This window comes from Actinomadura sp. HBU206391 (genome assembly GCF_014323665.1).
Taxonomy (GTDB): Bacteria; Actinomycetota; Actinomycetes; order Streptosporangiales; family Streptosporangiaceae; genus Actinomadura_C.
On sequence record NZ_JABVEB010000027.1, the window covers coordinates 17,142 to 39,824 of the forward strand.

The 22,683-nt window shown below is 69.1% G+C and carries 18 protein-coding genes; 11 read left to right on the top strand and 7 right to left on the bottom strand.

Annotated elements, in window-relative coordinates; translation table 11 throughout:
- Window positions 1-27 precede the first annotated feature (27 nt).
- From ettA to HKK72_RS12480, 3 genes are all read left to right on the top strand, one after another.
- Window positions 28-1,692, top strand: coding sequence for an energy-dependent translational throttle protein EttA (gene ettA / locus HKK72_RS12470; protein ID WP_187234484.1), 1,665 nt, complete (start codon window positions 28-30; stop codon window positions 1,690-1,692).
- Between the two features lie 136 nt (window positions 1,693-1,828).
- On the top strand, window positions 1,829-2,269 hold the full coding sequence (locus tag HKK72_RS12475) for an acyl-CoA thioesterase (RefSeq protein ID WP_187234485.1): 441 nt from the start codon (window positions 1,829-1,831) through the stop codon (window positions 2,267-2,269).
- A 161-nt stretch (window positions 2,270-2,430) separates the two neighbouring features.
- Window positions 2,431-3,840, top strand: coding sequence for a S28 family serine protease (locus tag HKK72_RS12480; protein ID WP_187234486.1), 1,410 nt, complete (start codon window positions 2,431-2,433; stop codon window positions 3,838-3,840).
- Between the two features lie 70 nt (window positions 3,841-3,910).
- Here HKK72_RS12480 and HKK72_RS12485 read toward each other — a convergent pair whose 3' ends face one another.
- The 3 genes from HKK72_RS12485 to HKK72_RS12495 all read right to left on the bottom strand — a co-directional run bounded on the left by HKK72_RS12485 (window position 3,911) and on the right by HKK72_RS12495 (window position 5,925).
- Window positions 3,911-4,294: a globin gene (locus HKK72_RS12485; protein WP_187234487.1), complete on the bottom strand. Its 384-nt coding sequence runs from the start codon at window positions 4,292-4,294 to the stop codon at window positions 3,911-3,913.
- 11 nt (window positions 4,295-4,305) lie between these two features.
- Complete coding sequence (locus tag HKK72_RS12490; protein WP_315987208.1) at window positions 4,306-5,301, bottom strand: mechanosensitive ion channel family protein; 996 nt, start codon at window positions 5,299-5,301, stop codon at window positions 4,306-4,308.
- A 339-nt stretch (window positions 5,302-5,640) separates the two neighbouring features.
- On the bottom strand, window positions 5,641-5,925 hold the full coding sequence (locus HKK72_RS12495) for a hypothetical protein (RefSeq protein ID WP_187234489.1): 285 nt from the start codon (window positions 5,923-5,925) through the stop codon (window positions 5,641-5,643).
- Between the two features lie 894 nt (window positions 5,926-6,819).
- Here HKK72_RS12495 and HKK72_RS12500 point away from each other — a divergent pair.
- Both HKK72_RS12500 and HKK72_RS12505 read left to right on the top strand, forming a co-directional pair.
- A complete protein-coding gene (locus tag HKK72_RS12500) occupies window positions 6,820-7,908 on the top strand; it encodes an XRE family transcriptional regulator (RefSeq protein ID WP_261986754.1) in 1,089 nt (362 codons plus the stop codon).
- Between the two features lie 9 nt (window positions 7,909-7,917).
- Window positions 7,918-8,490, top strand: a complete 573-nt coding sequence (locus HKK72_RS12505) for a GNAT family N-acetyltransferase (RefSeq protein ID WP_187234491.1) — start codon at window positions 7,918-7,920, stop codon at window positions 8,488-8,490.
- 64 nt (window positions 8,491-8,554) lie between these two features.
- On the opposite strand, the gene HKK72_RS12510 is transcribed toward HKK72_RS12505, so the two are convergent.
- On the bottom strand, window positions 8,555-10,651 hold the full coding sequence (locus tag HKK72_RS12510; RefSeq protein ID WP_187234492.1) for a prolyl oligopeptidase family serine peptidase: 2,097 nt from the start codon (window positions 10,649-10,651) through the stop codon (window positions 8,555-8,557).
- A gap of 324 nt (window positions 10,652-10,975) precedes the next feature.
- Here HKK72_RS12510 and HKK72_RS12515 point away from each other — a divergent pair, with 324 nt between their 5' ends.
- The 3 genes from HKK72_RS12515 to HKK72_RS12525 all read left to right on the top strand — a co-directional run bounded on the left by HKK72_RS12515 (window position 10,976) and on the right by HKK72_RS12525 (window position 12,246).
- Window positions 10,976-11,485: an HNH endonuclease gene (locus HKK72_RS12515; RefSeq protein WP_187234493.1), complete on the top strand. Its 510-nt coding sequence runs from the start codon at window positions 10,976-10,978 to the stop codon at window positions 11,483-11,485.
- A gap of 13 nt (window positions 11,486-11,498) precedes the next feature.
- Window positions 11,499-11,714, top strand: a complete 216-nt coding sequence (locus HKK72_RS12520; protein ID WP_187234494.1) for an FmdB family zinc ribbon protein — start codon at window positions 11,499-11,501, stop codon at window positions 11,712-11,714.
- A 169-nt stretch (window positions 11,715-11,883) separates the two neighbouring features.
- The gene (locus tag HKK72_RS12525) at window positions 11,884-12,246 is read left to right on the top strand and encodes a cupin domain-containing protein (RefSeq protein ID WP_187234495.1); all 363 of its coding nucleotides are present in this window, start codon (window positions 11,884-11,886) and stop codon (window positions 12,244-12,246) included.
- A gap of 13 nt (window positions 12,247-12,259) precedes the next feature.
- Here HKK72_RS12525 and ilvD read toward each other — a convergent pair whose 3' ends face one another.
- Entirely contained in the window at window positions 12,260-14,122 is a 1,863-nt protein-coding gene (gene ilvD / locus HKK72_RS12530; protein ID WP_187234496.1) for a dihydroxy-acid dehydratase, read from the bottom strand.
- Window positions 14,123-14,220: 98 nt separating this feature from the next.
- Complete coding sequence (locus HKK72_RS12535; RefSeq protein WP_187234497.1) at window positions 14,221-15,009, bottom strand: nuclease-related domain-containing protein; 789 nt, start codon at window positions 15,007-15,009, stop codon at window positions 14,221-14,223.
- A gap of 274 nt (window positions 15,010-15,283) precedes the next feature.
- Between HKK72_RS12535 and HKK72_RS12540 the strand changes: the two genes are divergently transcribed.
- Together HKK72_RS12540 and malQ are read left to right on the top strand one after the other, a co-directional pair.
- Window positions 15,284-16,714, top strand: coding sequence for an amidase (locus HKK72_RS12540; RefSeq protein ID WP_187234498.1), 1,431 nt, complete (start codon window positions 15,284-15,286; stop codon window positions 16,712-16,714).
- Between the two features lie 141 nt (window positions 16,715-16,855).
- Entirely contained in the window at window positions 16,856-19,021 is a 2,166-nt protein-coding gene (gene malQ / locus HKK72_RS12545; RefSeq protein ID WP_222720625.1) for a 4-alpha-glucanotransferase, read from the top strand.
- An 82-nt stretch (window positions 19,022-19,103) separates the two neighbouring features.
- Here malQ and pepN read toward each other — a convergent pair whose 3' ends face one another.
- Window positions 19,104-21,638: an aminopeptidase N gene (pepN, locus tag HKK72_RS12550; protein WP_187234500.1), complete on the bottom strand. Its 2,535-nt coding sequence runs from the start codon at window positions 21,636-21,638 to the stop codon at window positions 19,104-19,106.
- A 279-nt stretch (window positions 21,639-21,917) separates the two neighbouring features.
- Here pepN and HKK72_RS12555 point away from each other — a divergent pair, with 279 nt between their 5' ends.
- Window positions 21,918-22,526, top strand: a complete 609-nt coding sequence (locus tag HKK72_RS12555) for a disulfide bond formation protein DsbA (protein ID WP_187234501.1) — start codon at window positions 21,918-21,920, stop codon at window positions 22,524-22,526.
- The last annotated feature ends 157 nt before the right edge of the window (window positions 22,527-22,683 follow it).

The window sequence follows — 22,683 nt, forward strand, 5'->3', positions numbered from 1 at the left end:
CCCTCAAGACCCCATAGGCTTGAGGACATGCCCGAGTACATCTATACGCTGCAGCGCGTGCGCAAAGCACACGGCGACAAGGTCGTCCTCGACGACGTCACCCTGAGTTTCCTGCCCGGGGCGAAGATCGGCGTGCTGGGCCCGAACGGCACGGGAAAGTCCACGCTGCTGCGCATGATGGCCGGACTGGAGCACCCGTCCAATGGGGACGCGCGGCTCATGCCCGGCTTCACGGTCGGCATGCTCCAGCAGGAGCCGCCGCTCAACGAGGACAAGACGGTGCTCGGCAACGTCCAGGAGGGCGTGGCCGAGACCAAGGCCATGCTCGACCGGTTCAACGAGATCGCCGAGCAGATGGCGACGGACTACTCCGACGAACTGCTCGAGGAGATGGGCAAGCTGCAGGAGCAGCTCGACCATCGCAACGCCTGGGATCTGGACAGCCAGCTCGAGCAGGCGATGGACGCGTTGCGCTGCCCGCCGCCGGACGCCGAGGTCACCACGCTGTCGGGTGGTGAGCGCAGAAGGGTCGCGCTCTGCAAGCTGCTGCTGGAGGCGCCCGACCTGCTGCTGCTGGACGAGCCGACCAACCACCTCGACGCCGAGAGTGTTCAGTGGCTGGAGCAGTACCTGGAGAAGTACGAGGGCACCGTCCTGGCCGTCACCCACGACCGGTACTTCCTCGACCGGGTCGCCACCTGGATCCTGGAGCTCGACCGGGGCCGCTGCTTCCCCTACGAGGGGAACTACTCCACCTATCTGGAGAAGAAGGCGGAGCGGCTCAAGGTCGAGGGGCAGAAGGACGCCAAGAAGAAGAAGCGCCTCGAGCAGGAGCTCGAGTGGGTGCGCTCCAACCCGAAGGCGCGACAGGCCAAGAGCAAGGCGCGGCTCGAGCGCTACGAGGAGATGGCGGCCGAGGCGGCGAAGTACCGGAAGATGGACTTCGAGGAGATCCAGATTCCACCGGGCCCTCGTCTCGGCACCACCGTGATCGACGCCGTCGACCTCTCCAAGGGTTTCGCGGACCGGCTGCTCATGGAGCAGCTGTCCTTCCGGCTGCCGCCGAACGGCATCGTCGGGGTCATCGGCCCGAACGGTGTCGGCAAGACCACGCTCTTCCGCATGGTCGTCGGTGAGGAGACGCCCGACTCCGGCGCGCTCAAGGTCGGCGAGACCGTTCAGGTGTCGTACGTCGACCAGGGCCGGGGCGGCATCGACCCGAAGAAGAACGTCTGGGAGGTCGTCTCCGACGGGCTCGACCACATCAAGGTCGGTCAGGTGGAGATGCCGTCGCGCGCCTACGTCGCGGCGTTCGGGTTCAAGGGCCCCGACCAGCAGAAGCCCGCGGGTGTGCTGTCCGGCGGCGAGCGCAACCGGCTCAACCTGGCGCTCACCCTCAAGCAGGGCGGCAACGTTCTGCTGCTCGACGAGCCGACCAACGACCTCGACGTCGAGACGCTGTCGAGCCTGGAGAACGCGCTGCTCGAGTTCCCGGGATGCGCAGTGATCACTTCCCACGACCGGTGGTTCCTCGACCGGATCGCCACGCACATCCTGGCGTGGGAAGAGGGTTCGAACTGGTTCTGGTTCGAGGGCAACTTCGCCGACTACGAGAAGAACAAGATCGAGCGGCTCGGGGCCGACGCGGCCCGGCCGCACCGGGTCACCTATCGCAAGCTCACCCGGGATTGAGCGGGCTCGCACAGGCGCGAGCGGACAGGGCGTACGTCAGGGAGCCGCGGTCGACCGCGGCTCCCCGGCGGGTAGCATCGGCCCGACTTTGATGGGCCGCTGCCGGCCCCAGGAACATGGATCATCAGGCGAGGACATGGACGACATCGCGACCCTGCCCGTGGCCGGCCTGCGCCACGTACACGAGTTCCGTATCCGTTTCGGTGACATCGACTCGCAGGGGCACGTGAACAACGTCCGGTTCCTGACCTATCTCGAGGACGCGCGGCTGGAGATGTTCCACGCCGACCCCGTGCGCAACGGCGAGCCGCCCGTGCGCGGAATGGTCATCGCCCGTCATGAGATCGACTACCTGCGGCCGTTGATGTTCGACATCGAGCCGATCCGGGTGGAGACGTGGGTCACCGAGGCCGGAGCCGTGTCGTTCCGGCTGGCCCACGAGGTTCGCGATGACGAGCACGTCTATGCGAGGGCGACCTCGCGCGTCGTCGCCTACGACGTCGAGGCGGTCCGCCCGCGCCGGTTCACCGAGCAGGAGCGCGAGCGCATCACGCGGTATCTGCATCGGGCCCCATGAGAGGCCGGGCCCCTCTCGAGGGCGGTGCACCGGACGGCCTGTCGTGGTATCGGACGAGTAACACAGATGCATAACGAACTTCACCCCGATGTACACTTCCCGGCCCTTCACCTCTAACGTCACGCCCGGAACGGGTTGATTACGACATAAAAGGGGTGGGGATGCGGAAAATCTCTGCATTGCTGCTGTCGATGTTGCTTCTCATGGGGCTCGTCGGCAGCGCGACCTCGGCGCAGGCGTCGCCGAGTGCCACCGAGGGTGACATCCTCGCGAGGCTCAAGGCCATCCCGGGTTTGAAGGTGATCGCGGAACGGCCGACCAATCCGGGGTTCCGCTACTTCCTGCTGAGCTACCGGCAGCCGGTGGACCACCGGCACCCGGAGCGGGGAAGCTTCGACCAGCGGTTCACGCTGCTGCACAAGGCCGTCGACCGGCCGATGGTGCTCTATACCTCCGGCTACAACCTGAACGACCTGCCGACGTTCCGGTCCGAGCCCGCGCAGCTCATCGACGGCAACCAGATCGCGGTGGAGCAGCGCTTCTTCACGCCGTCGCGGCCTGAGCCCGCCGACTGGCGCAAGCTGAACATCTGGCAGGCCGCCACCGACCACCACCGCCTCGTCAAGGCGCTCAAGAAGATCTACAGCAAGAAGTGGATCTCAACAGGCGCCAGCAAGGGCGGGATGACCTCGGTCTACCACAGCCGCTTCTATCCCCAGGATGTGGACGGCGTCGTCGCCTACGTGGCTCCGAACGACGTCGACAACAAGGAGGACAGCGCCTACGACCGGTTCTTCAAGACGGTCGGCACCGACCCGCAATGCCGGCAGCGGCTGAAGGACCTGGCGGCCGAATCGCTCAGGCGCAGGCCGGCGATGCTGGCCAAGTTCGAGGCGGCGGCCGCCGAGCAGGCCCTCACCTTCAGCAACCTCAAGACGCCCGACCGCGCCTTCGAGGCCTCGGTGCTGGACCTCGAGTGGGGCTTCTGGCAGTACGCGCTGCAGTCGGAGTGCGCGAACGTCCCGGACCCGAAGACGGTCACGACCGACGATCTCTACACCTTCGTCGACCAGATCGCGGGCTTCTCGTTCTACTCCGACCAGGGCCTGGCCCCCTACATCCCGTACTACTACCAGGCCGGCACCCAGCTGGGCTGGCCGTACCCGAAGTTCGAGAACCTGCGCGGCCTGGCCAAGTACCCCGGTCTCTACCAGCCGCGGTCGTTCGTACCGGCAGAGCTGAAGATGAACTTCGACTCCTCGGTGATGCGTGACGTCGACCGCTGGGTGCGCAACGACGGCCGCCACCTGATGTTCCTCTACGGGGCGAACGACCCGTGGGGCGCCGAGCCGTTCCGTCTCGGCCGGGGCACCAAGGACTCCTACTGGTACGAGGTCGCCGGCCTCAACCACAACGGACGCCTGATCGGCTTCCTGCCGCAGGACGAGCGGACCAAGGCCACCGCGGCGCTTCAGCGGTGGGCCGGCGTGTCCGGTCAGCAGCAGGCGAGGACGCTCACCAGCACGTTCGACACCTACGACGAGCTGCAGGCCAACCGCCCGCCGCTGTAACCCCTCCAGAGTGTGAACGGGCCCGTGCCCGCCCTGCGGCGGCACGGGCCCGTCACGTGCCGCGTGCCGGTCAGACCGGCTGATTGATCAGGCTGCGTGCGGCCATGACGAGGTAGTTCCACAGCCTCTGCTCGAGTTCGGGCGACAGCCCCAGCTCATCCAGGGAGTCGCGCATGTGGCGGAGCCAGGCGTCGTGCTCCTTCATGCCGATCGTGAACGGCACGTGCCGCATCCGCAGGCGCGGGTGGCCGCGCTGCTGGCTGTAGGTGTTCGGGCCGCCCCAGTACTGCGTGAGGAACATCCGGAGCCGTTCCTCGGCCGGACCGAGATCCTCTTCGGGATAGAGGGGGCGCAGCACCGGGTCGTCCGCCACGCCCTCGTAGAACCGGTGGACGAGGCGGCGAAAGGTCTCTTCGCCTCCGACCTCCGCGAAGAAATTCATGTCAGTAGCCATCAGCCTCAACCCTATGCGGGGAGTGAGGCCACGGCGATCCCGGCCTCGTCGAAGGTCTTCTTGACCCGCTCGCGGAGCTGCCGGGCCACCTCGGCCTGCTTGCCCGGAGCGGTCTTGAGCACGACCCGGACGACCATGGCGTCACCGGTCAGGGCCTGTACGCCCCACACCGACGGCTCCTCCAAGATGATCTCGTCCCACGGTGGGTCGACGGCGAGTGTCTCGGCGGTCTCCTTGAGCAGTGTGCGCACCTTGTCGACGTCCTCGTCGGGGGAGACGGGGATGTCGAGCACGGTCCGGGCCCAGTTCTGGGACTCGTTGCCGATCCGGAGGATCTCGCCGTTGCGCATGTACCAGACCACGCCGTTGATGTCGCGCAGCCGCGTGACGCGCAGGCTGACCGCCTCTACCGTGCCCTTCGCCGGCCCCACGTCGACCACGTCGCCCACGCCGTACTGATCCTCCAGCAGCATGAAGATGCCCGACAGGAAGTCCTTGACGATGCTCTGCGCGCCGAAACCGACGGCGACACCGATCACGCTGGCGCTGGCCAGGATCGGGGCGAGATTGAGGCCGAGCGTCCCGAGAACGCTGATCAGCGCGGTGCCGAGGATCAGGATCGAGGCGATGCTGCGCAGCACCGAGTCCATGGTCCTGGCCCGCTGGCGGCGCCGTTCGCTGAGCAGCACCGGACTGCCGTCGAAGATCGTACGGGTACGTTCGCGCAGCCGTTCCGGCATGGTGCCCTCGGACATGCGGAGCGTGACCCTGGTGATGAGCCGGTGCGCGAAGTGCCGCAGGATCATCGCGATCAGAAAGGTGATGGTGACCTGCACCAGCCCCGTGAGCGGCCGGTCGAGCCAGGTGCGGAAGAACCTGGTGAAGTCGGGGTTGTGCGACGCGGCCCAGCTGATCCGGCAGGCGATACTGGGCTCGCCGGGCCCGCAGTGGTCCTCCGGCCGTCCCTGTTCCCAGAAGGCCGGCAGAGTCACGTTGAGCAATGGCACGAGTGGGACCCTCCCCGGGCCGGTCATCTGTGTTCGCTGTCACATCACCGCGGTCGGCGGCGGGTACGAGCCGATCGTAGGGGACGGCAGAGACCGGTTCATACGACACCACCGCGCGATGCGCACGGATCGCCGGCCCCCGGGGAGAGCCGGACCCGCCGGGCCGGCGCGCGCTGGTTCGCGCCGGCCCGGCGAGGTCCGGGGAAGGGCCGCCCACCGCATCGGTGTGGGTCTGCTGCGGGCGGCCGAGGATCCGCTCACGCGGGACGTGGCCGAGCGTGTCCCGTGGGATCCGGCCGCCGCGCCGTTCCAGCCGGGGACCCACGGGACACGCCCGGGCTAATGGCGGCGGATCTCGAGGACACGCGCCACCTTGACGGCGGCGCCTCCTGGATCGCCGACCTGGTGCAGGCGCTCACCCCATGACCACCAGTAGTAGTCATCGCGGGTATCCGGCGCTGGGGCGCAGGTCACGTTCTCTGAGAGGCTCGCCGCCTCTGGATTGACCACTCGCAGGAACGCGGGGCCGTCGATCCGGGTCTGGACCACCCGTGCCACCAGCCCGTGTGTTCCGAGTTCGTGCACCAGCTCTTCCAGATAGCCGACGCGCCTGTCGGTTAACACCTGAGCACCCTCTTCCGTAGTCCTGGCTTCCGTAGTCCTGGCGACTCTCCGAGCATCCTGTGTGATCAAGCGAATACGCATTGCTATGCGAAGCGAGAATTGCAAGTACCCGGAGGGTCGGTCAAGCACGGGTCATCCCGCGAGGAGGAAAAGTCGACCCTGTGGTGGACGTATCTCAACCGCCGGGGGAGATATCTCAGCCCGGAAGCGGTCGGAGAACCTCCGGTGCAGCCTCATTTCTTGTGAATGGGTTGGCTTGCGGCCAGGTGAGAGTTACGATTCGTCACGAAGAGTAATCGACCTGATTGATTACCGGTCGCCCTGGTGGCGAGGAGGCCGGAACGGATGTCGGAACCCCCACGGAAAGAAACGGACATAGCGCGCAGAATTCGAGCACATGGTCTGGCTCGAGGGCTGACGTCCGTGAAGATCGCCTCAGATATTCACGATCAATGTGGCCCCCTCTTCGGCACCAGTCCGGTGAAGGCGCACCGCCTCGCCTTAGGCGTGGCGCTGTCCGATGTGGTGGCCCAGGTGAGGGCGCTGTACGAACTCGAGGGCCGGCCCACCCCAAAGCTCGGCGAGACACTGCTGTCGGCTTATGAGAGCGGTTACAAGAGACCCGGCCCGGAGTATCTGCACTATCTGTGTCTGGTGTTCCGGGTCGATCCCGAAAAGCTCGGTTACCCCGGCCGCTGTATCTGCGGGCAGGGGCATGCGGCACGTCCCGGTACCACTCCATTAGGCCAAGTTCCGGGCGAAACAGACACACTCGTCGGCTCTGTCGTCGTCGCCATGCCTGACGACCGGCACTGGATCAATCAAGTTAGAGGTCTATATGGCCCTGACCGCGCACGGGAGCCTGCCTGCGCGGATGTTGGAGAGGAGGACATCGTGCTTCGCAGGACCCTTCTGCAATTGCTCGCGGGAGCGGGCGTGACCCTCGATGGTCAGTTTCTCGGCTCAATCGACAACCTTCGCCGCAAGATGGACGACACACTGGTCAACGCCACCGTGTCGCCCACGATGCTCGACCAGTGGGAGGAGACCACCCTCGGGTACGGCCAGCAGTACCAGGCCACTCCGTCACTGCGCATGCTCTGTGACGTGCTGTTGGACTTCAGCGAAGTCCGCCGCATGTGCGATCACCGGCAGCCCATCGAGCTGCAGGAGCGGCTGTGCCGGCTGGCCGCCCAGCTCGCAGGGATGTCGGGGCTGATCATGATCAATCTGGGCGATCACCGGCTGGCGCGCTCGTTCTTCCGCACCGCGCGTACCGCCGCGGACGAGACCGGCGACCGGCCGTTGCGTGCCTGGGTGACCGTCCGCGAGGCGCTGGTCCCGATGTACTACGGCGACCCGCGAGAGGCGCTGCACCTCGCACGCAAGGCACAGGACCTGGCCGGTCGTACGCCCAGTGTGGCGGCGGCCATGGCGCCGGCCGTGGAGGCCCGCGCGCTCGGCCAACTCGCGCTGCGCGGCCGTTCGGACGCCGCGCCCGGCGCCAGGCGTGCGCTGGTCCGCAGCCGCGCCGTGTTCGACCAGCTGTCCAAGACCGATCTCAGCGATCTCGCCTTCGGCTTCACCGAGCGGCAGATGTCGTTCTACGAAGGCGACACCTTCACCAACCTCGGGGACCATCAGCGCGGCGACGAAGTGCTGAGCCACGCCCTGACGCTGTACTCCGCCACCGAGCGGGTGGACCGCACCCTGGTCCGGCTGAACCGGGCCGCGTGCAAGCTGCACGCCGGTGAGCCCGGCGCCGCGGCCGACACGGCCAAGGAAGCGATCTTGGAGCTGCCCGTCGAGCACCGGTCGGACATCCTCCTGCACCGCGCCCGGCAGCTCAACGCGGCGGTGGTCGCCAAGCACGGGGAGATCCCCGAGGCGAAGGACTTCCGCGAGGCCCTGTCGGGTCCATCGGTGCAGAGCCCGACGGTGGCGCCACCGGTCCCTCAGCCGTCGACTCCCGAGTCGATCTGACCGGCCGGGATGACGAATCGCGACAGCGACGTCCGGGGACTCAGCCGGCGTCGGGCGGAGCCCCCTGTCTGGGCGTTCGGTGACCTGATCATCCGGCGGTACCGCTCCGCCGACCACGAGGCCGTCCTCGCGCTGCACCACGACGGGCTCGCCCAGGTCGGGTTGCGCCCCGGAGACGGCGTCTACTACGACCACGACTTTCCCGCGCTCAAGGAGATCTATCTGGACAACGGCGGAGAGTTCGTCATCGGCCGGCCCGCGAGGATCACCGGGAGGCTGACGGGTCAGAGCCGGCGGGTGCTCGCCATGGGCGGGCTGCGCCGGGTCGACGAGCGCACCGCCGAGATGGTGCGGCTCCGCGTACACCCGGACGTTCAGCGCCGCGGCTACGGCGCCGCGATCGTCCTCGCGCTGGAGGAACGGGCGATCGAGCTCGGCTACCGCCTGCTCCAGGGCGACACGACCGACCTGCAGGGGCCTGCGCTGGCGCTGTACGAGAGGTTCGGCTGGCGCGAGACCCGTCGCGAGGTCATCTGTGGCATCGTCAACATCTACGGCGAGAAGGAGCTCCCACCGCCCTGAACCGCGAACGTCGGCACAGATCACGTCGGCCAGATCACGTCGGCACAGATCACGTCGGCACAGATCACGTCTCCAGGTCCAGGCCCGTGCGGGCGGCCATGAACGACAGGGTGTCGACGGCCAGTTGCACCGTCCGGCTCACCGCACGCGCGCCGTGTCCCACCTCGGCCTCGTTGCGCAGCAGGATCGGCTCCGCCGACGCCGTGGCGTGCTGGAGGGCCGCGCACATCTTGCGGGCGTGCAGGGGGTCGACCCGGGTGTCGCTGTCGAAGACGGTGAAGAGCGTGGCCGGATACTCCACGCCCTCCCGGACGTGGTGGTACGGCGAGTAGCCCAGCAGCCAGCCGAGCTGCTCGGGCACCTCGGCGGACCCGTACTCCACGTTCCAGGTCTGGCCGAGGCCGAACCTCTCGTACCGCACCATGTCCAGGAGCGGCGCCGAGCACACCACCGCCCGGTAGAGTTCGGGCCGCTGGGTGAGCGCCGCGCCGACGAGCAGGCCGCCGTTGGAGCCGCCCGAGATGGCCAGCCGCTCCGGCGTGGTCCAGCCGTCGGCGATCAGTTTCTCGGCCGCCGCGTGGAAGTCGTCGAAGACGGCCTGCTTGCGGGCGAGCATGCCGGCCCGATGCCACTCCTCACCCTCCTCGGCGCCGCCGCGCACATTGGCGATGACGTACACGCCACCGGCCTCGACCCAGGTGAGGATGATCGGGGAGTACGAGGGGGTCAGCGACACATTGAAGCCACCGTAGCCGTACAGGATGGTCGGCCGCGGCTCGTCCCGGGCCGCCACGTCGGCCCGGGAGATGACGAGCATGCGCACCTCGGTGCCGTCGTAGGACTCGTACGTGATCTGCTCCGCCTGCACGTCGGGCAGGTCCACCGTGCCGGGTGCGGCCTGCCACAGGCTCGTCTCGCCGGTGCGCGCGTCATAGCGCTGAACGGAGGTGGGCGTGACGTTGTCGGTGTAGCCGAACCACGCCTCGTGGCCGCCCTCGGGGCGCTCGACGATGCCGCCGATCGAGCCCAGGCCGGGCGTGGGCACTTCGCCGATCCGCTCCCCGGTGACCAGATCGTGCACGGTGATCTCGCTGATCGCGTGGCGCGTCCATCCGGCCAGGAGCACCGGGCGCTCCAGCTCGGGCCCGTCCAGGATGGCGAAGTCGCTGAGCACCGCCTCCGGGTCCTCGGGGATCAGGTCCCGCCACGTCTCGTACGAGGGATCGGCTGGGTCGGTGACGCACAGCCGGGCGCGCGGCGCGTCGCGGTCGGTGAAGATGTAGGCCCGCCCGTCCCGGCCCACGTACACGCCCGTCTCGGCGTCGACGCCCTCCTGGAGCACCTTGAGCGCCGGGGCCTCGATCGGCGACGCGGTCAGGTCGGCGATCCACAGCTCGTTGCGCGGCGCGGTGCCCTGCGAGGCCGACAGCGCCAGCCACCTGCCGTCCCGGCTCACCGACACGCCGTAGTAGTTGGTCTTCTCGCGCCCCTCACCGAAGATCATCACATCGTCGGTCTCGGGATCGGAGCCGACGCGGTGCAGGTAGACCCGGCGGTGGTACTGGTCCTCGCCGTCGGGTACCTCGGCGGCGGGGAGCCGCCGCACGTAGTAGAACGCCGCACCTCCGGGCAGCCAGGCGATCTGGGAGTAGCGGCAGCGCTCGATCGGCCCTTCCACGTCCTCGCCGGTCGCCACGTCCATCACCCGCAGCAGTGACTCCTCATCACCGCCGTGCGACAGCTGGTACGCGAGCAGCCGCCCCTCCTTGTCCGGCTGCCAGGCGTCGAGCGTCGTACGCCCGGAGTCGTCGATCGCCATCGGGTCCAGCAGGATCCGCTCTCCGCCGTCGGCGCCCACGGTGTAGAGCACGGCGTGCTCCTGCTCCGCCGCCCTGCGGACGAAGAATCGCCGGTCGCCGCGCCATACGGGGGAGCCGATGCTGCCTGAGCCGAGCAGGTCGGTGAGCCGCGCCCGGAGCCGCTCCCGGCCGGGCAGCCCGTCCACGGCCTGATGGAAGAGCTCGTCCTGGTCGGTGAGCCATCTCTTGGTGTCATCGCTCTGCGGGTCCTCGAGCCAGCGGTACGGGTCCGCGACCTGGTGACCGTGAAGATCCTCGACGATGTCCTGGCGCTGCGCGGCCGGGTACGTTGGTCGGCTCATGGATCGCACCTTACGTCCTGCTAGTACCGCTCCGTGCCGCACATCCGGACGCTCCGGCACTTTGCGTGTTCTTGCCGTCACCGCTCGGAGGTCCGAATTTGCGGGCGGCCAGTAGGCTCGGGATGACTCACGGTGGCGCTCCCGCGAAATTCATGGGTAGCGGGATCGGGTCATCACGAGCCACACTGATTGCAGCTTCGAGTTCGCCCTTGAGGAGGTCCTCGTGGCGCAGGTGCTGACGGAGCAGGGTGAGCCTCCGACCGAGGCGCGTTCGAGCGTGCCCCCGGGGGCGGCCGGCGCCTGTGGCCCCGCGGAGGTCGTCTGATGCGACAAGTCCTCCTCCTTAACGCGACGTACGAGCCGCTCACCACACTTCCGCTGCGGCGGGCGGTTTGCCTTGTGCTCAGGGAGAAGGCGGACGTCGTCCATCACGACATCACCGGGGCGCAGTTGCGGTCGGCGACGATGTCCATTGAGGTGCCCTCGGTCATTCGGCTTCGCCGGTATGTTCGAATCCCGTTCCGGACCCGGGTGCCCCTGACGCGCGCCGCGCTGATGCGCAGGGACAACTTCCAGTGCGCCTACTGCGGCCGCCGCGCGGAGACGATCGATCATGTCCTGCCGCGCAGCCGCGGCGGAAAGCACACCTGGGAGAACTGCGTCGCCTCCTGCATGCCCTGTAATCACCGTAAGGCCGATCGACTCCTGGAGGAGCTGGGGTGGACCCTGCACGTCGCCCCGGTGGTGCCACGTGGCGCCCACTGGCGGCTCATCGGCGTCATCCACGACGGTGATCCGCAATGGGCGCCGTATGTCACCGAGCCCGCGGCCTAGGTACCCTGAGGGGGTGCCGCGCTATGAGTATCGATGCCGGGCGTGCGGAGACAGCTTCGAGCTCTCCCGCCCGATGAGTGAGTCGTCCGCGCCCGCCTCCTGCCCGGCCGGCCACGACGACACGGTCAAGCTGCTGTCCACGGTCGCGATGACGGGCTCCTCCGGGGCCTCCGCACCGGTCGCCCGACCGGCGGGGGGCGGCTGCTGCGGCGGAGGCTGCTGTGCTTGATGGCCTCGCTCCGCTCGGCGGCTCGGGGCGCCTTTGAGGCGCTGCCTTCCCTCGTCGCTCCGTCGCTCGTTCCTCGCTCCTGCGCTCCTCAGTCCAGGCAACGCCGCGCCCCTCGCGGCTGATGGCCTCGCTCCGCTCGGCGGCTCGGGGGATGCGGCATGCTGACACCATGCCTGAACTGATCGAGAAGCCGTCCCGGGTGACGGCCGCCGGCGAGCCGCCCAAACTGATCGACGAGTACGTCGGCCGGGTCAACTCCGAGGAGTCGCGGCTCAGCGTGGCGCACATGCGGAGCCCCGGCGGGTGGGCCGAACCCGGCCAGCGCCCGGAGTTCGACGAGTACACCGTGGTGCTGAACGGCATGCTGCTCGTGGAGTACGAGAGCGGCAGCCTGAACGTCACCGCCGGCCAGGCCGTGCACACCAAGCCGGGGGAGTGGGTCCGCTACAGCTCACCCGGCGCGGAGGGTGCCGAGTACATCGCCGTCTGCCTCCCCGCCTTCGCCCCGGACCTGGTGCACCGAGAGGGCTGACCTCATGGCGGGGTCAGCCGGAGAGCTGGCTGATGTCCCTGGAGGCGCCGGTGGAGGCCGAGGTGGCCATCGCGGCGTAGGCCTGCAGCGCCACGCTGACCGGACGCTGCCGGTCGCGCGGGCGGTAGGAGCCGAGGTCGGCCAGCAGCTTCTCGCGGCGGGCCCGCAGCTCCTGCTCGGGAACGTCGAGCTCCAGCGAGCGCTGCGGGATGTCGATCACCACCCGGTCGCCGTTCTCGACCAGTGCGATGAGGCCGCCGGCGGCCGCCTCGGGCGAGGCGTGCCCGATGGACAGGCCGCTGGTGCCGCCGGAGAACCGGCCGTCGGTGACCAGCGCACAGGCCTTACCGAGACCGCGGCCCTTCAGGAAGCTGGTCGGGTAGAGCATCTCCTGCATGCCCGGCCCGCCCTTGGGGCCCTCGTAGCGGATCACCACGACGTCGCCCGGCTTGACCTGGTCGCCGAGAATCCCGTCGACGGCGTCGTCCTGGCTTTCGAAGACGATCGCCGGGCCGGAGAAGGTCCACAGCTCCTCTTCGACGCCCGCCGTCTTCACGATCGCGCCCTCGGGCGCGATGTTGCCGTAGAGCACGGCGAGTCCGCCGTCCTTGGTGTAGGCGTGCTCCACATCTCTTATGCACCCGGTGGCCCGGTCGAGGTCGAGGGACTCCCAGCGCGTGTCCTGTGCGTACGGCTTGATCGTGCGGACGCCGCCCGGCGCGGCGTGGAAGAGCTCCACGGCCTCGGGGCGCACGTTGGGGGAGCGGACGTCGTAGCCGTCCAAAAACTCGCCCAGCGTCGCGCTGTGCACGGTGTGGACGCCGCGGTGGAGCAGTCCGGCCCGGTCGAGCTCGCCGAGCAGCGCGGGGATGCCACCGGCCCGGTGGGCGTCCTCGACGTGATACTTCGCCGTGGCCGGGGCGAGTTTGCAGACGCACGGCACCCGGCGGGAGACCTCGTCGATCTCCTTGAGCCCGAAGTCGACGTTCCCTTCGCGGGCCGCGGCGAGCAGGTGCAGGATCGTGTTGGTGGACCCGCCCATGGCCACGTCGAGCGTCATCGCGTTCTCGAACGCGTCACGGGTGGCGATGTTGAGCGGCAGCACCGAGTCGTCGTCGCCGTCGTAGTAGCGGTGGGCGATGTCGACGATCACCCGCCCGGCGTCCTCGAAGAGGCGCTTGCGGGCGCTGTGCGTGGCCAGCGTGGTGCCGTTGCCGGGCAGCGACAGCCCGATCGCCTCGGTCAGGCAGTTCATCGAGTTGGCGGTGAACATGCCCGAGCACGAGCCGCAGGTCGGGCAGGCGTTCTCCTCCATCTCGGCGAGCTCGTCGTCGGAGACGCTCTCGTCCGCCGACGCGATCATCGGGTCGATGAGGTCCAGCTTTCGGGTCGTCCTCGCCTCGCCGTTGATCACGGTGACCTTGCCGGCCTCCATCGGCCCGCCCGACACGAACACCGTGGGGATGTTGATCCGCATCGCGGCGATCAGCATGCCAGGAGTGATCTTGTCGCAGTTCGACACGCAGATCATCGCGTCCGCGCAGTGGGCGTTGACCATGTACTCGACCGAGTCGGCGATCAGCTCGCGGCTGGGCAGCGAGTAGAGCATGCCGCCGTGACCCATCGCGATGCCGTCGTCGACCGCGATCGTGTTGAACTCGCGCGGGACCCCGCCGGCCTGCCGGACCGCGTCGGCCACCACCTGTCCCACTTCACGTAGGTGCACATGGCCGGGCACGAACTCGGTGAAGCTGTTGGCGACCGCGATGATCGGCTTACCGAAGTCCTCGCGGGCGACGCCGGTGGCCCGCATGAGGGCCCGGGCGCCGGCCATGTTCCTGCCGTGCGTGACCGTACGTGATCTGAGCGGTGGCATGGGGCTCTCCCAACTGAATGCTTTGCTCTCGATCGTACGGCCCCACGGATGCGGATGAGACGACCGTCCCAGCAGTTGGACGCCGGGCCAGCCGAGGCTCAGTCCGCGGAGTAGGCCGGCGGCAGCATGCTCTCGGCCGCCTTGGCGATCCGCTGGATGTCCGTCTCGGTGAGGATCTTCGGCCTGCGGCGCAGATAGGACTTCGCCCGGCCGCCCGAGTAGACGTCGACGTCCCGCACCGTCATCACCTTCCATGGAATGGACGGGCCGTAGATCGCCACCGACGGCTGCACCGGCACCTCGAAACCGACCTGGGCGCTGAGCAGCCTGCTGGCCTGGCCGGCCTCCCAGCACGCCTCGTCGAGCCGCTCCTTCTTGTTGAAGGGGCCGTGGAAGAGCTTGCGGTGGGACAGGGTGCGCACCGGGAGGCGCTTGTCCCACTTCTCCGAGTCGATGGCGTAGACGCCGCTCGGGCCGATGACCAGATGATCGATCTTGCCGTCGCTGACGCCCTCGTCGTCGCGCGGCACCGCGCGGGCGTGCAGGATGCACCACCCACTCTTCTCCAGGCCGCGCAACTGTCGTTCGGTACGGCGCTCGGCCGCGGAGGACTTGCGCCAGGCGTCGACGCTGGAGTGCTTTCGAGCCCGCCGGATCGTGTCCGCGATGACCGCGATCACCGCGATCGTGAAGCCGACGCGGATGCTGAAGAAGACGGCGAACACCACTCCGATGACGATCGCGACTCCCACGCGCTGGGCCCATCTGCGGACCTGCGGGTCACTGATCAGATCGCCGTACGTCTGTTCCCGAGATCGGGAGGACGGACCCTCCTGCGGATGACCGCCTACCGACCGGGTCTTACCGTCCCGTCCCAAAATCGACATTTTTAACGCTCCGTATTCCTTTCCGGGAAAGATGCGTGATTCTCTTAGCGCAGAGTAAGCATTTAGGTTACGAGCGACTAGTCTTGTCAGGTTTATACTTTTGTCGCCCCATCCGGGTGATTCATTTGCGTCCCGGGAGGGTAGATCTTTCTTCACCCCTTCTCTTCGGCGTGCCCGTCAGCGTGGGAGCCATGCGGCTCGCCGAGTGGTGGAGCGTGAGGTTCGTCACTGCGGCCTTTGATCCCGGCCGTGGCGGCGTCTACTGTTCGGCGGTGTGACTGATATCCACGACCTCACCGCAGAGCAGCAGGCCACAGCGGTCCGTAACCGTGAGCTTTCCCCCGTTGAGATCGTTGATCACTACCTCGGTCGTATTGAACGGGTAAATCGCCAGGTGGGCGCCTACGTGACCGTCACCGATGAGTCGGCGCGGGAGCAGGCCCGGAAGGCGGAGCGGGTCGTGCTCGAAGCCGCGGATCCGGCGGAGTTGCCGCCGCTGCTCGGTGTTCCGGTGCCGATCAAGGATCTCAACATGGTCCAAGGCGTGCCGATGACCTTCGGGTCGGCGGTCTTCGACGACCTCACGGGGTTCGTGGACGACCATGTCGTGACGGCGCTGCGCGAGGCCGGCTCGGTCATGATCGGGAAGACTAATACGCCGGAGTTCGGGCTGCCGTGCTACACGGAGAATTCGGTCGCGCCGCCCGCCCGTACTCCGTGGGACCTTGACCGGTCGGCCGGCGGCTCCAGCGGAGGGGCGGCTGCGGCGGTCGCCTCGGGTCTCGCCCCGGTCGCGCAGGGCAGCGACGGCGGAGGCTCGATCCGCATCCCGAGCAGCGTCTGCGGGCTGTTCGGCATCAAACCGTCCCGGGGCCGGGTGTCGCAGGGCCCGCTCATCCCCGACCTGTTCGGGCTGTCGACCAACGGGCCGATCGCGCGGACCGTCCTGGACGCGGCCACGCTGCTCGACGTGATGTCCGGGCCGACGCCCGGTGACCTGTTCATGGCACCGCCGCTGCCGGACGGCGGCACCTTCGCCGCATACGTGGGGCGGGAGCCGGGACGCCTGCGGATCGCCCGCATGATCGAGCCGGTCGTGCCGGGAGCGGTGATCCACGCCGACTGCGTCGCCGCCTACGAGGAGGCCACGTCACTGCTCGTCGAACTGGGCCACGAGATCGTGGACGTGTCGCCGCCGTTCGGGCCCGACCTGGTGCCGATCTTCGAGACGCTGTGGTCGGTGATGGCCACGATGACGCCCGTCGATCCGCTCCGTGCGGACAGGTTGCAGCCGCTCACCCGCTGGCTCCGCGAGCGGGGCGACGCCGTGACCGCCAACGCGCTGCTCTCGGCGCACGCACAGCTACAGGGAGCGCTACGGGTCGCGCTCGCCGCCACTGCGGAGTACGACGCGATTCTGCACCCCACACTGGCCCAGCCGCCCGTGCCGATCGGTTACTTCCACGATGCCGATCCGGCCGAGAACTTCGAGCTGCAGAAGCGGTTCACCCCGTTCACCTCGATCTACAACATCTCCGGCCAGCCCGCGGTCAGCGTGCCGCTGCACTGGACCGAGAACGGCCTCCCGATCGGCGTGATGCTCGCGGGCCGGCTGGGCGGCGAGGGCACGTTGATCTCGCTGTCTGCCCAGCTCGAGGCCGCCCGGCCCTGGATCGGGCGCACCCCGCCGATCTGGACCGCCTAGCCCGGGCACGGCCGATCCGTCCGGTGATCTTGCAGTTGTTCGCGCTGGACGGAGATCACCCGGCCCACCGGCGAGCGAGTGCGAGACGGGTTTCGCTGTCGTGTTCGCGTCTTCGATGGGCATGGTTGTGCTGTGGTGGACATGGAACTGAACAAACTGGCGGGCGAATACCGGGTCGGGACGGGCTACACGGACTGGCGCGGGCGCCGGGTCGACGTGTCACCCGACACGATCAGGGCCGTCCTGGCCGCGATGGACGTCGACGCGTCGTCTCCGGACACCGTCCGGGCCGAGCTGGCCCGGCTCGGCGAGGAGTGGAGCACGCGGCTGCTGCCCCCGGTGGTCGTCCATCCGGCGGAGCGGCCGGCGTCCCCTGGCGGTGCCGCCGGCGCGTCGCCCTCGAAGCCGCTCCGGCTGCCCGTTTCCGAGCGGATGTGGGTGGAGCTGGACGGGGGCGGCACGGTGGCCCTGCGCGCGGGCATCCAGGGACGGCGGCGGCACGAGACGCTCGGCCGCGACCGGATGGAGCACGACGTCCCGCTGCCGGCGGAGATCCCCGCCGGGTGGCACCGTCTGCACGCCGAGCACGGCGGTCGTCACGAGCGGGCCGCGCTGCTCGTGACCCGGCCCCGGCCGGCTGCTCCCGTGGCGCGCGCCTGGGGCCTGATGACCCAGCTCTACTCCGTGCGGTCCCGCGCCTCGTGGGGGCTCGGAGATCTGCGGGATCTGGCCGATCTCGCCGCCTGGAGCGGTGACGAGCTCGGCGCGGGATTCGTGCTGGTCAATCCGTTGCACGCGGCCGAGCCGGTGCCTCCGATCGGGCCGTCGCCGTACTTCCCGATGAGCCGCCGCTTCGCCGCCCCCCTCTATCTGCGGGTCGAGGACGTACCGGAGTACGCGGCCGCCGCCGAGGACGATCGGCGACGCATCTCCGCGCTGGCCGCGCCGCTGAGGATCGGCGAGCGCGATCGTACGGCGGGGCTTCTGGACCGGGACGCCGTCTGGTCCGCCAAGCTGGGCGCCCTCGAGGCGCTCCACCGCGTCGCCCTCGGCCCGGCGAGTGCGGCCGAGTTCGCTCGGTTCCGGGCGCGTGAGGGCGCGGCCCTCACCGACTTCGCCACCTGGTGCGCCCTCGCCGAGGAGCACGGGGCCGACTGGCGCGGCTGGCCGGCCGAGCTGCGCGACCCGCGGTCGCCGTCCGTCGCCGCCGCCCGCGACCGGCTGGCCGACCGGGTCGGCTTCCACGCCTGGTTGCAGTGGCGGCTCGACGGCCAGCTCGACGCCGCCCAGCGCAGTGCGCGCGCCGCCGGAATGCCGATCGGCGTGGTGCACGATCTGGCCGTGGGGGTGCATCCCGGCGGCGCGGACGCGTGGAGCTACCAGGCGATGTTCGCGTCCGGGATGCGCGTCGGCGCTCCGCCGGACGAGTTCAACCAGCGCGGGCAGGACTGGGGCCAGCGGCCCTGGCATCCGGGCCGGCTGGCGGCCGCGGAGTACGGGCCGTACCGCGAGATCGTCGGCTACACGCTGCGGCACGCGGGCGGGCTCCGCCTCGACCACGCCATGCAGGTGTCGCGGCTGTGGTGGATCCCCGAGGGCGCGCCGGCCGATCAGGGCACCTACGTCGGTTATGACCGGTCGACGCTGCTGGACGTCCTGTGCTCCGAGACCGCCAGGGCCGGAGCGGTCCTGGTCGGTGAGGACCTCGGCGTCGTCGAACCGGGGTTCCGTGCGGACCTGGCCGGCCGCGGGGCGTTCGGCACCTCGCTGCTGTGGTTCGAGCGCGACGAGCGGGGTGCGCCGCTGCCGCCGCAGCGATGGCGCGAGCTGTGCCTGGCCACGGTCGGCACCCATGACATGCCACCGATCACCGGGTTCCTGCACGGCGACCACATCGAGTTGAGGAACCGGCTCGGGCTGCTCACGAGGCCGGTGGGCGAGGAGCTCGCCGAGCACGAGCGCGCGCTCGCCGAATGGATCAAGACGCTCATCGAGCTCGGGCTGCTCGAACCCGGCCTCCACGAACCCGGCCTCCACGGGGGCGGCGGCTCCGACCGCGAGATCGTGGCCGCGCTGCACGCCTTTCTCGCCCGTACCCCCGCCAGGCTCATCGGGGTCTCGCTGGCCGACGCCGTGGGCGAGCGGCGCACCCAGAACCAGCCCGGCACGACCGACGAGTACCCGAACTGGCGGATCCCGCTCGCCGACGCCGCGGGCCGCGCCGTTCTGCTCGACGACCTCCGCGACGACCCGGCGGGCATCCGGGCCGCCGTCGCGCCAGTCATCGACGCGATGAGGAACCCCTGATCAACCGGTTTCGATCAAGGATCAGGGCACCTTGAGAAGCCCTGATCCTTGATCGACACTTTGTCCGGGCCCTTCGGGGGGCTCAGGCGGCGGAGGCGTCCTTGTCGCGGGCGCGCAGGGCACGGGCGATGCCGTCGCGGCCCTCCGACAGCAGCCGGGCGAGCGCCGCCGGCGGCCGGTTCTCCTCGAGGTAGACGTCGGTGCGCGCGATGGTGTCCGGTGAGATCACCAGGACCGGATAGGCGACCTCGGCGAAGGTCTGCGCCATGTCGCTGCTCCACTCCTGCCAGATCCGGCCGACCTCGCCGAAGAACCTCTCGACGTACGGCTCCAGCAGCTCCGTCTGGTCGGGTTCCACGAACCCGCCCAGCGTCGCCCGGAACACCGCGTTCGGCAGGTCCCCGCCGACGATCCGGTCCCATGCGGCGGCCTTCGCCTCGGCGGTCGGGATGGCGGCTCGGCAGGTCGCCGCGTTGCGCTCGCCCGCCGCGGTGGCGTCGCGCTCCAGCTCGGCCGCGATCTCCGGTTCGCCCGCGGCGCCGCGGACGACCAGCCGGCGCAGCAGCGACCACCGCAGATCCGTGTCGACCGTGAGCCCGTCGAGGACCTCGGTGCCGTCGAGCAGTCCCTTGATGTACGCCAGGTGCGCGTCGTCGGAGGCGGCCGCCACGAACGCCTGGGTGTAGGTGAGCTGGAAGTCCGAGCCGGCGTCGGCCTCCCGCATCAGGTCGTGCAGCGCGTCGGCCATCAGCCGCAGCCCGGTCTCGCGCCACGCCGGGTCGGCGTACTGCTGGGCGGCCGTTCGGGCCTGCCGCAGCAGCGTCTGGGCGACCGCGATGTCGCTGACGCCCCGGATGCCGGACAGCACCAGCCGCACGTAGTCCCGGGTGGCCATCTCGGCGTCGCGGCACATGTCCCACGCCGCCGTCCAGCCGAGCGCCCGCGGCAGGCTCTCGGGGATCTCGCCGATGCCCTCGACCAGGGTGCGCTGGGAGTGGGCGTCCAACCTGATCTTGGCGTAGGTCAGGTCGTCGTCGTTGACCAGCACCAGATCGGGGCGGCGCTCGCCGACGAGCTCGGCCACGTCCGTACGGGCGCCGACCACGTCGAGCTCCAGACGACGGCGCCGGGTGATGCCCTCGTCGGTGCGGTCGTAGAGACCGATCGCGACGCGGTGGGAGCGCAGTGTCGGGTGATCCGACGGCGCCTCCTGCAGCACCGCGAACGAGCTGAACGTCCCGTCCTCGGCGAGCTCATAGGTCGGGCGCAGCGTGTTGACGCCGGCGGTCTCGAGCCACTCCTTCGACCAGGAGGTGAGGTCGCGGCCCGACACCTCCTCGAGCGCGTCGAGCAGGTCGGCGAGCACGGTGTTGCCCCACGCGTGCCGCTGGAAGTAGCGGCGCACGCCCTCGAGGAAGTTGTCCCGGCCGACATAGGCGACCAGCTGCTTCAGCACACTGGCGCCCTTGGCGTAGGTGATGCCGTCGAAGTTCACCTCGACCGCCTGGATGTCCGGGATGTCGGCCGAGATCGGGTGGGTCGACGGCAGCTGGTCCTGCCGGTAGGCCCACGCCTTCCACAGGTTGGCGAACGTGGTCCACGACCCGCTCCAGCGGGTGGCCTCGGTTTGGCAGAGCACGCTCATGTACGTGGCGAACGACTCGTTCAGCCACAGGTCGTCCCACCACCGCATGGTGACCAGGTCGCCGAACCACATGTGCGCCATCTCGTGCAGGATCGTCTCCGCACGGCGCTCGTACGCGGCGTCGGTGACGCGCGACCGGAAGACGTAGTCCTCGAGGAACGTCACGCAGCCGGCGTTCTCCATCGCTCCGGCGTTGAACTCGGGGACGAACAACTGGTCGTACTTCCCGAACGGGTACGGCTGGGCGAACACCCGCCGGAAGAAGTCGAAGCCCTGCTTGGTCACCTCGAAGATCGCGTCGGCGTCGAGGTGCTCGGCCAGCGAGGAACGGCAGTAGATGCCCAGCGGAATGCCGTCGTGCTCGTCGCGTGCGACGTGGTAGGGCCCGGCGACCAGCGCGGTGATGTACGTCGACATGGTCGGCGTGGGGGCGAAGCGCCACCGTCCCGGGGCGCCCTTCTCCCGGGTCTCCTCGTACGGCGCCGAGTTGGACACCACTTCCCAGTCCTCGGGCGCGGTGACGCCGAGCTCGAACGTCGCCTTGAGATCCGGCTGGTCGAAGCAGGTGTACATGCGGTGGGCGTCGGCGGTCTCGAACTGCGTGTACAGATAGACGCTCTCGTCGACCGGGTCGACGAAGCGGTGCAGGCCCTCGCCGGAACGGGAGTAGGCGCAGTCGGCCACCACCGTCAGCTCGTTGGTCGCCGCGAGGTCCGGCAGCGGAATCCGGCCCTTGGCCGCGTCGTAGGAGGCGGGGTCGAGCGTGCGACGGTTGAGAGTGATCTCCCGTACGACGGCGCCGTGCAGGTCGACGAAGCTGGACGCACCAGGCTCGGCGCAGGCGAACCGGACGGCCGTGACCGATCCGAACCGCTCATCGCCCGTGGTCAGGTCGAGCTGCACAGAATACGACTCCACGGCCAGCAGCCTGGCGCGTTCCTGCGCCTCGTCGCGCGTGAGGTTGCCTGCCACGTGCCCCTCCTCGATCTACTGAACGGCCGCGCGGCGGTGATCGGCCGCGTGGCCTCGGTCTTCCCGGCATCCTCCCATGTCCGGGGTGGCCGAGTGCGGCCACGCCCCGCCCGGCAGGGCCCCGGCGGTGGGTACGGCGGTGGGTCCGGAGGCGGGTGCGACGGCCGGTACGGCGCGGGCCGGAGGAGTTCGTCAAAGGGCGGTGACATGGGGGAATGCGGCGGCTCACTTTACGGTTCAGGAGAAGCGAAGATCTTTCGCCCCTTGTGGAGGTTCGCCATGTCGGAGAACACGCCCGTGGACTTCTGGTTCGATCCGCTCTGCCCCTGGGCGTGGATCACTTCCCGCTGGATCCATGAGGTGTCAGCGCTGCGGCCGATCGAGCCGCGGTGGCACGTGATGAGCCTCTCCGTGCTCAACGAAGGCCGGGACCTTCCCGAGGAGTACCGCAGCTTCCTCGACAACGCCTGGGGGCCGGTGCGCGTCTGCATCGCCGCCGAGCAGAAGTACGGCCCTGAGGTACTGGGACGGCTCTACACCGAGCTCGGCACCCGCTTTCACGATCAGGGCAAGCCCAAGGACCGCGCCACCATCGAGGAGGCGTTGCGCGCGGCCGACCTCGACCCGGCGCTGGCCGCCGCGGCCGACACCGACGAGCACGACACGGCACTGCGGGCCTCGCACAAGGACGGCATGGACCGGGTCGGCTACGAGGTCGGCACACCCGTGATCGACGTCGAGGGCGCCGCGTTCTTCGGGCCGGTCCTCTCGCCGATCCCGCGGGGCGAGGCGGCCGCGAAGCTCTGGGACGGAGTGGTGCTCGTGGCCCGCACCGACGGGTTCTTCGAACTCAAGCGCAGCCGCACCCGGGACCCGATCTTCACCTGATCGGGCGCCTTCACCTGCGGCGCTTTACCTGATCGACCGCTGTTCCTTACCTGATCGACCGGTGTGGCTTGTCGCCATCACCTACTTGTTGCGACAAACTTGCAACAAGCGGGGCCATGCGGTCAGACTGGTCTGACCGGGGTGGACAGCGGCGATC

Bases quoted from the DNA above. Each gene is read 5' to 3' on its own strand.
- ettA (WP_187234484.1), top strand. From the start codon at position 28: ATGCCCGAGTACATCTATACGCTGCAGCGCGTGCGCAAAGCACACGGC.
- HKK72_RS12475 (WP_187234485.1), top strand. From the start codon at position 1,829: ATGGACGACATCGCGACCCTGCCCGTGGCCGGCCTGCGCCACGTACAC.
- HKK72_RS12480 (WP_187234486.1), top strand. From the start codon at position 2,431: ATGCGGAAAATCTCTGCATTGCTGCTGTCGATGTTGCTTCTCATGGGG.
- HKK72_RS12485 (WP_187234487.1), bottom strand. From the start codon at position 4,294: ATGGCTACTGACATGAATTTCTTCGCGGAGGTCGGAGGCGAAGAGACC.
- HKK72_RS12505 (WP_187234491.1), top strand. From the start codon at position 7,918: ATGACGAATCGCGACAGCGACGTCCGGGGACTCAGCCGGCGTCGGGCG.
- HKK72_RS12510 (WP_187234492.1), bottom strand. From the start codon at position 10,651: ATGAGCCGACCAACGTACCCGGCCGCGCAGCGCCAGGACATCGTCGAG.
- HKK72_RS12515 (WP_187234493.1), top strand. From the start codon at position 10,976: ATGCGACAAGTCCTCCTCCTTAACGCGACGTACGAGCCGCTCACCACA.
- HKK72_RS12525 (WP_187234495.1), top strand. From the start codon at position 11,884: ATGCCTGAACTGATCGAGAAGCCGTCCCGGGTGACGGCCGCCGGCGAG.
- ilvD (WP_187234496.1), bottom strand. From the start codon at position 14,122: ATGCCACCGCTCAGATCACGTACGGTCACGCACGGCAGGAACATGGCC.
- HKK72_RS12535 (WP_187234497.1), bottom strand. From the start codon at position 15,009: ATGTCGATTTTGGGACGGGACGGTAAGACCCGGTCGGTAGGCGGTCAT.
- malQ (WP_222720625.1), top strand. From the start codon at position 16,856: ATGGAACTGAACAAACTGGCGGGCGAATACCGGGTCGGGACGGGCTAC.
- HKK72_RS12555 (WP_187234501.1), top strand. From the start codon at position 21,918: ATGTCGGAGAACACGCCCGTGGACTTCTGGTTCGATCCGCTCTGCCCC.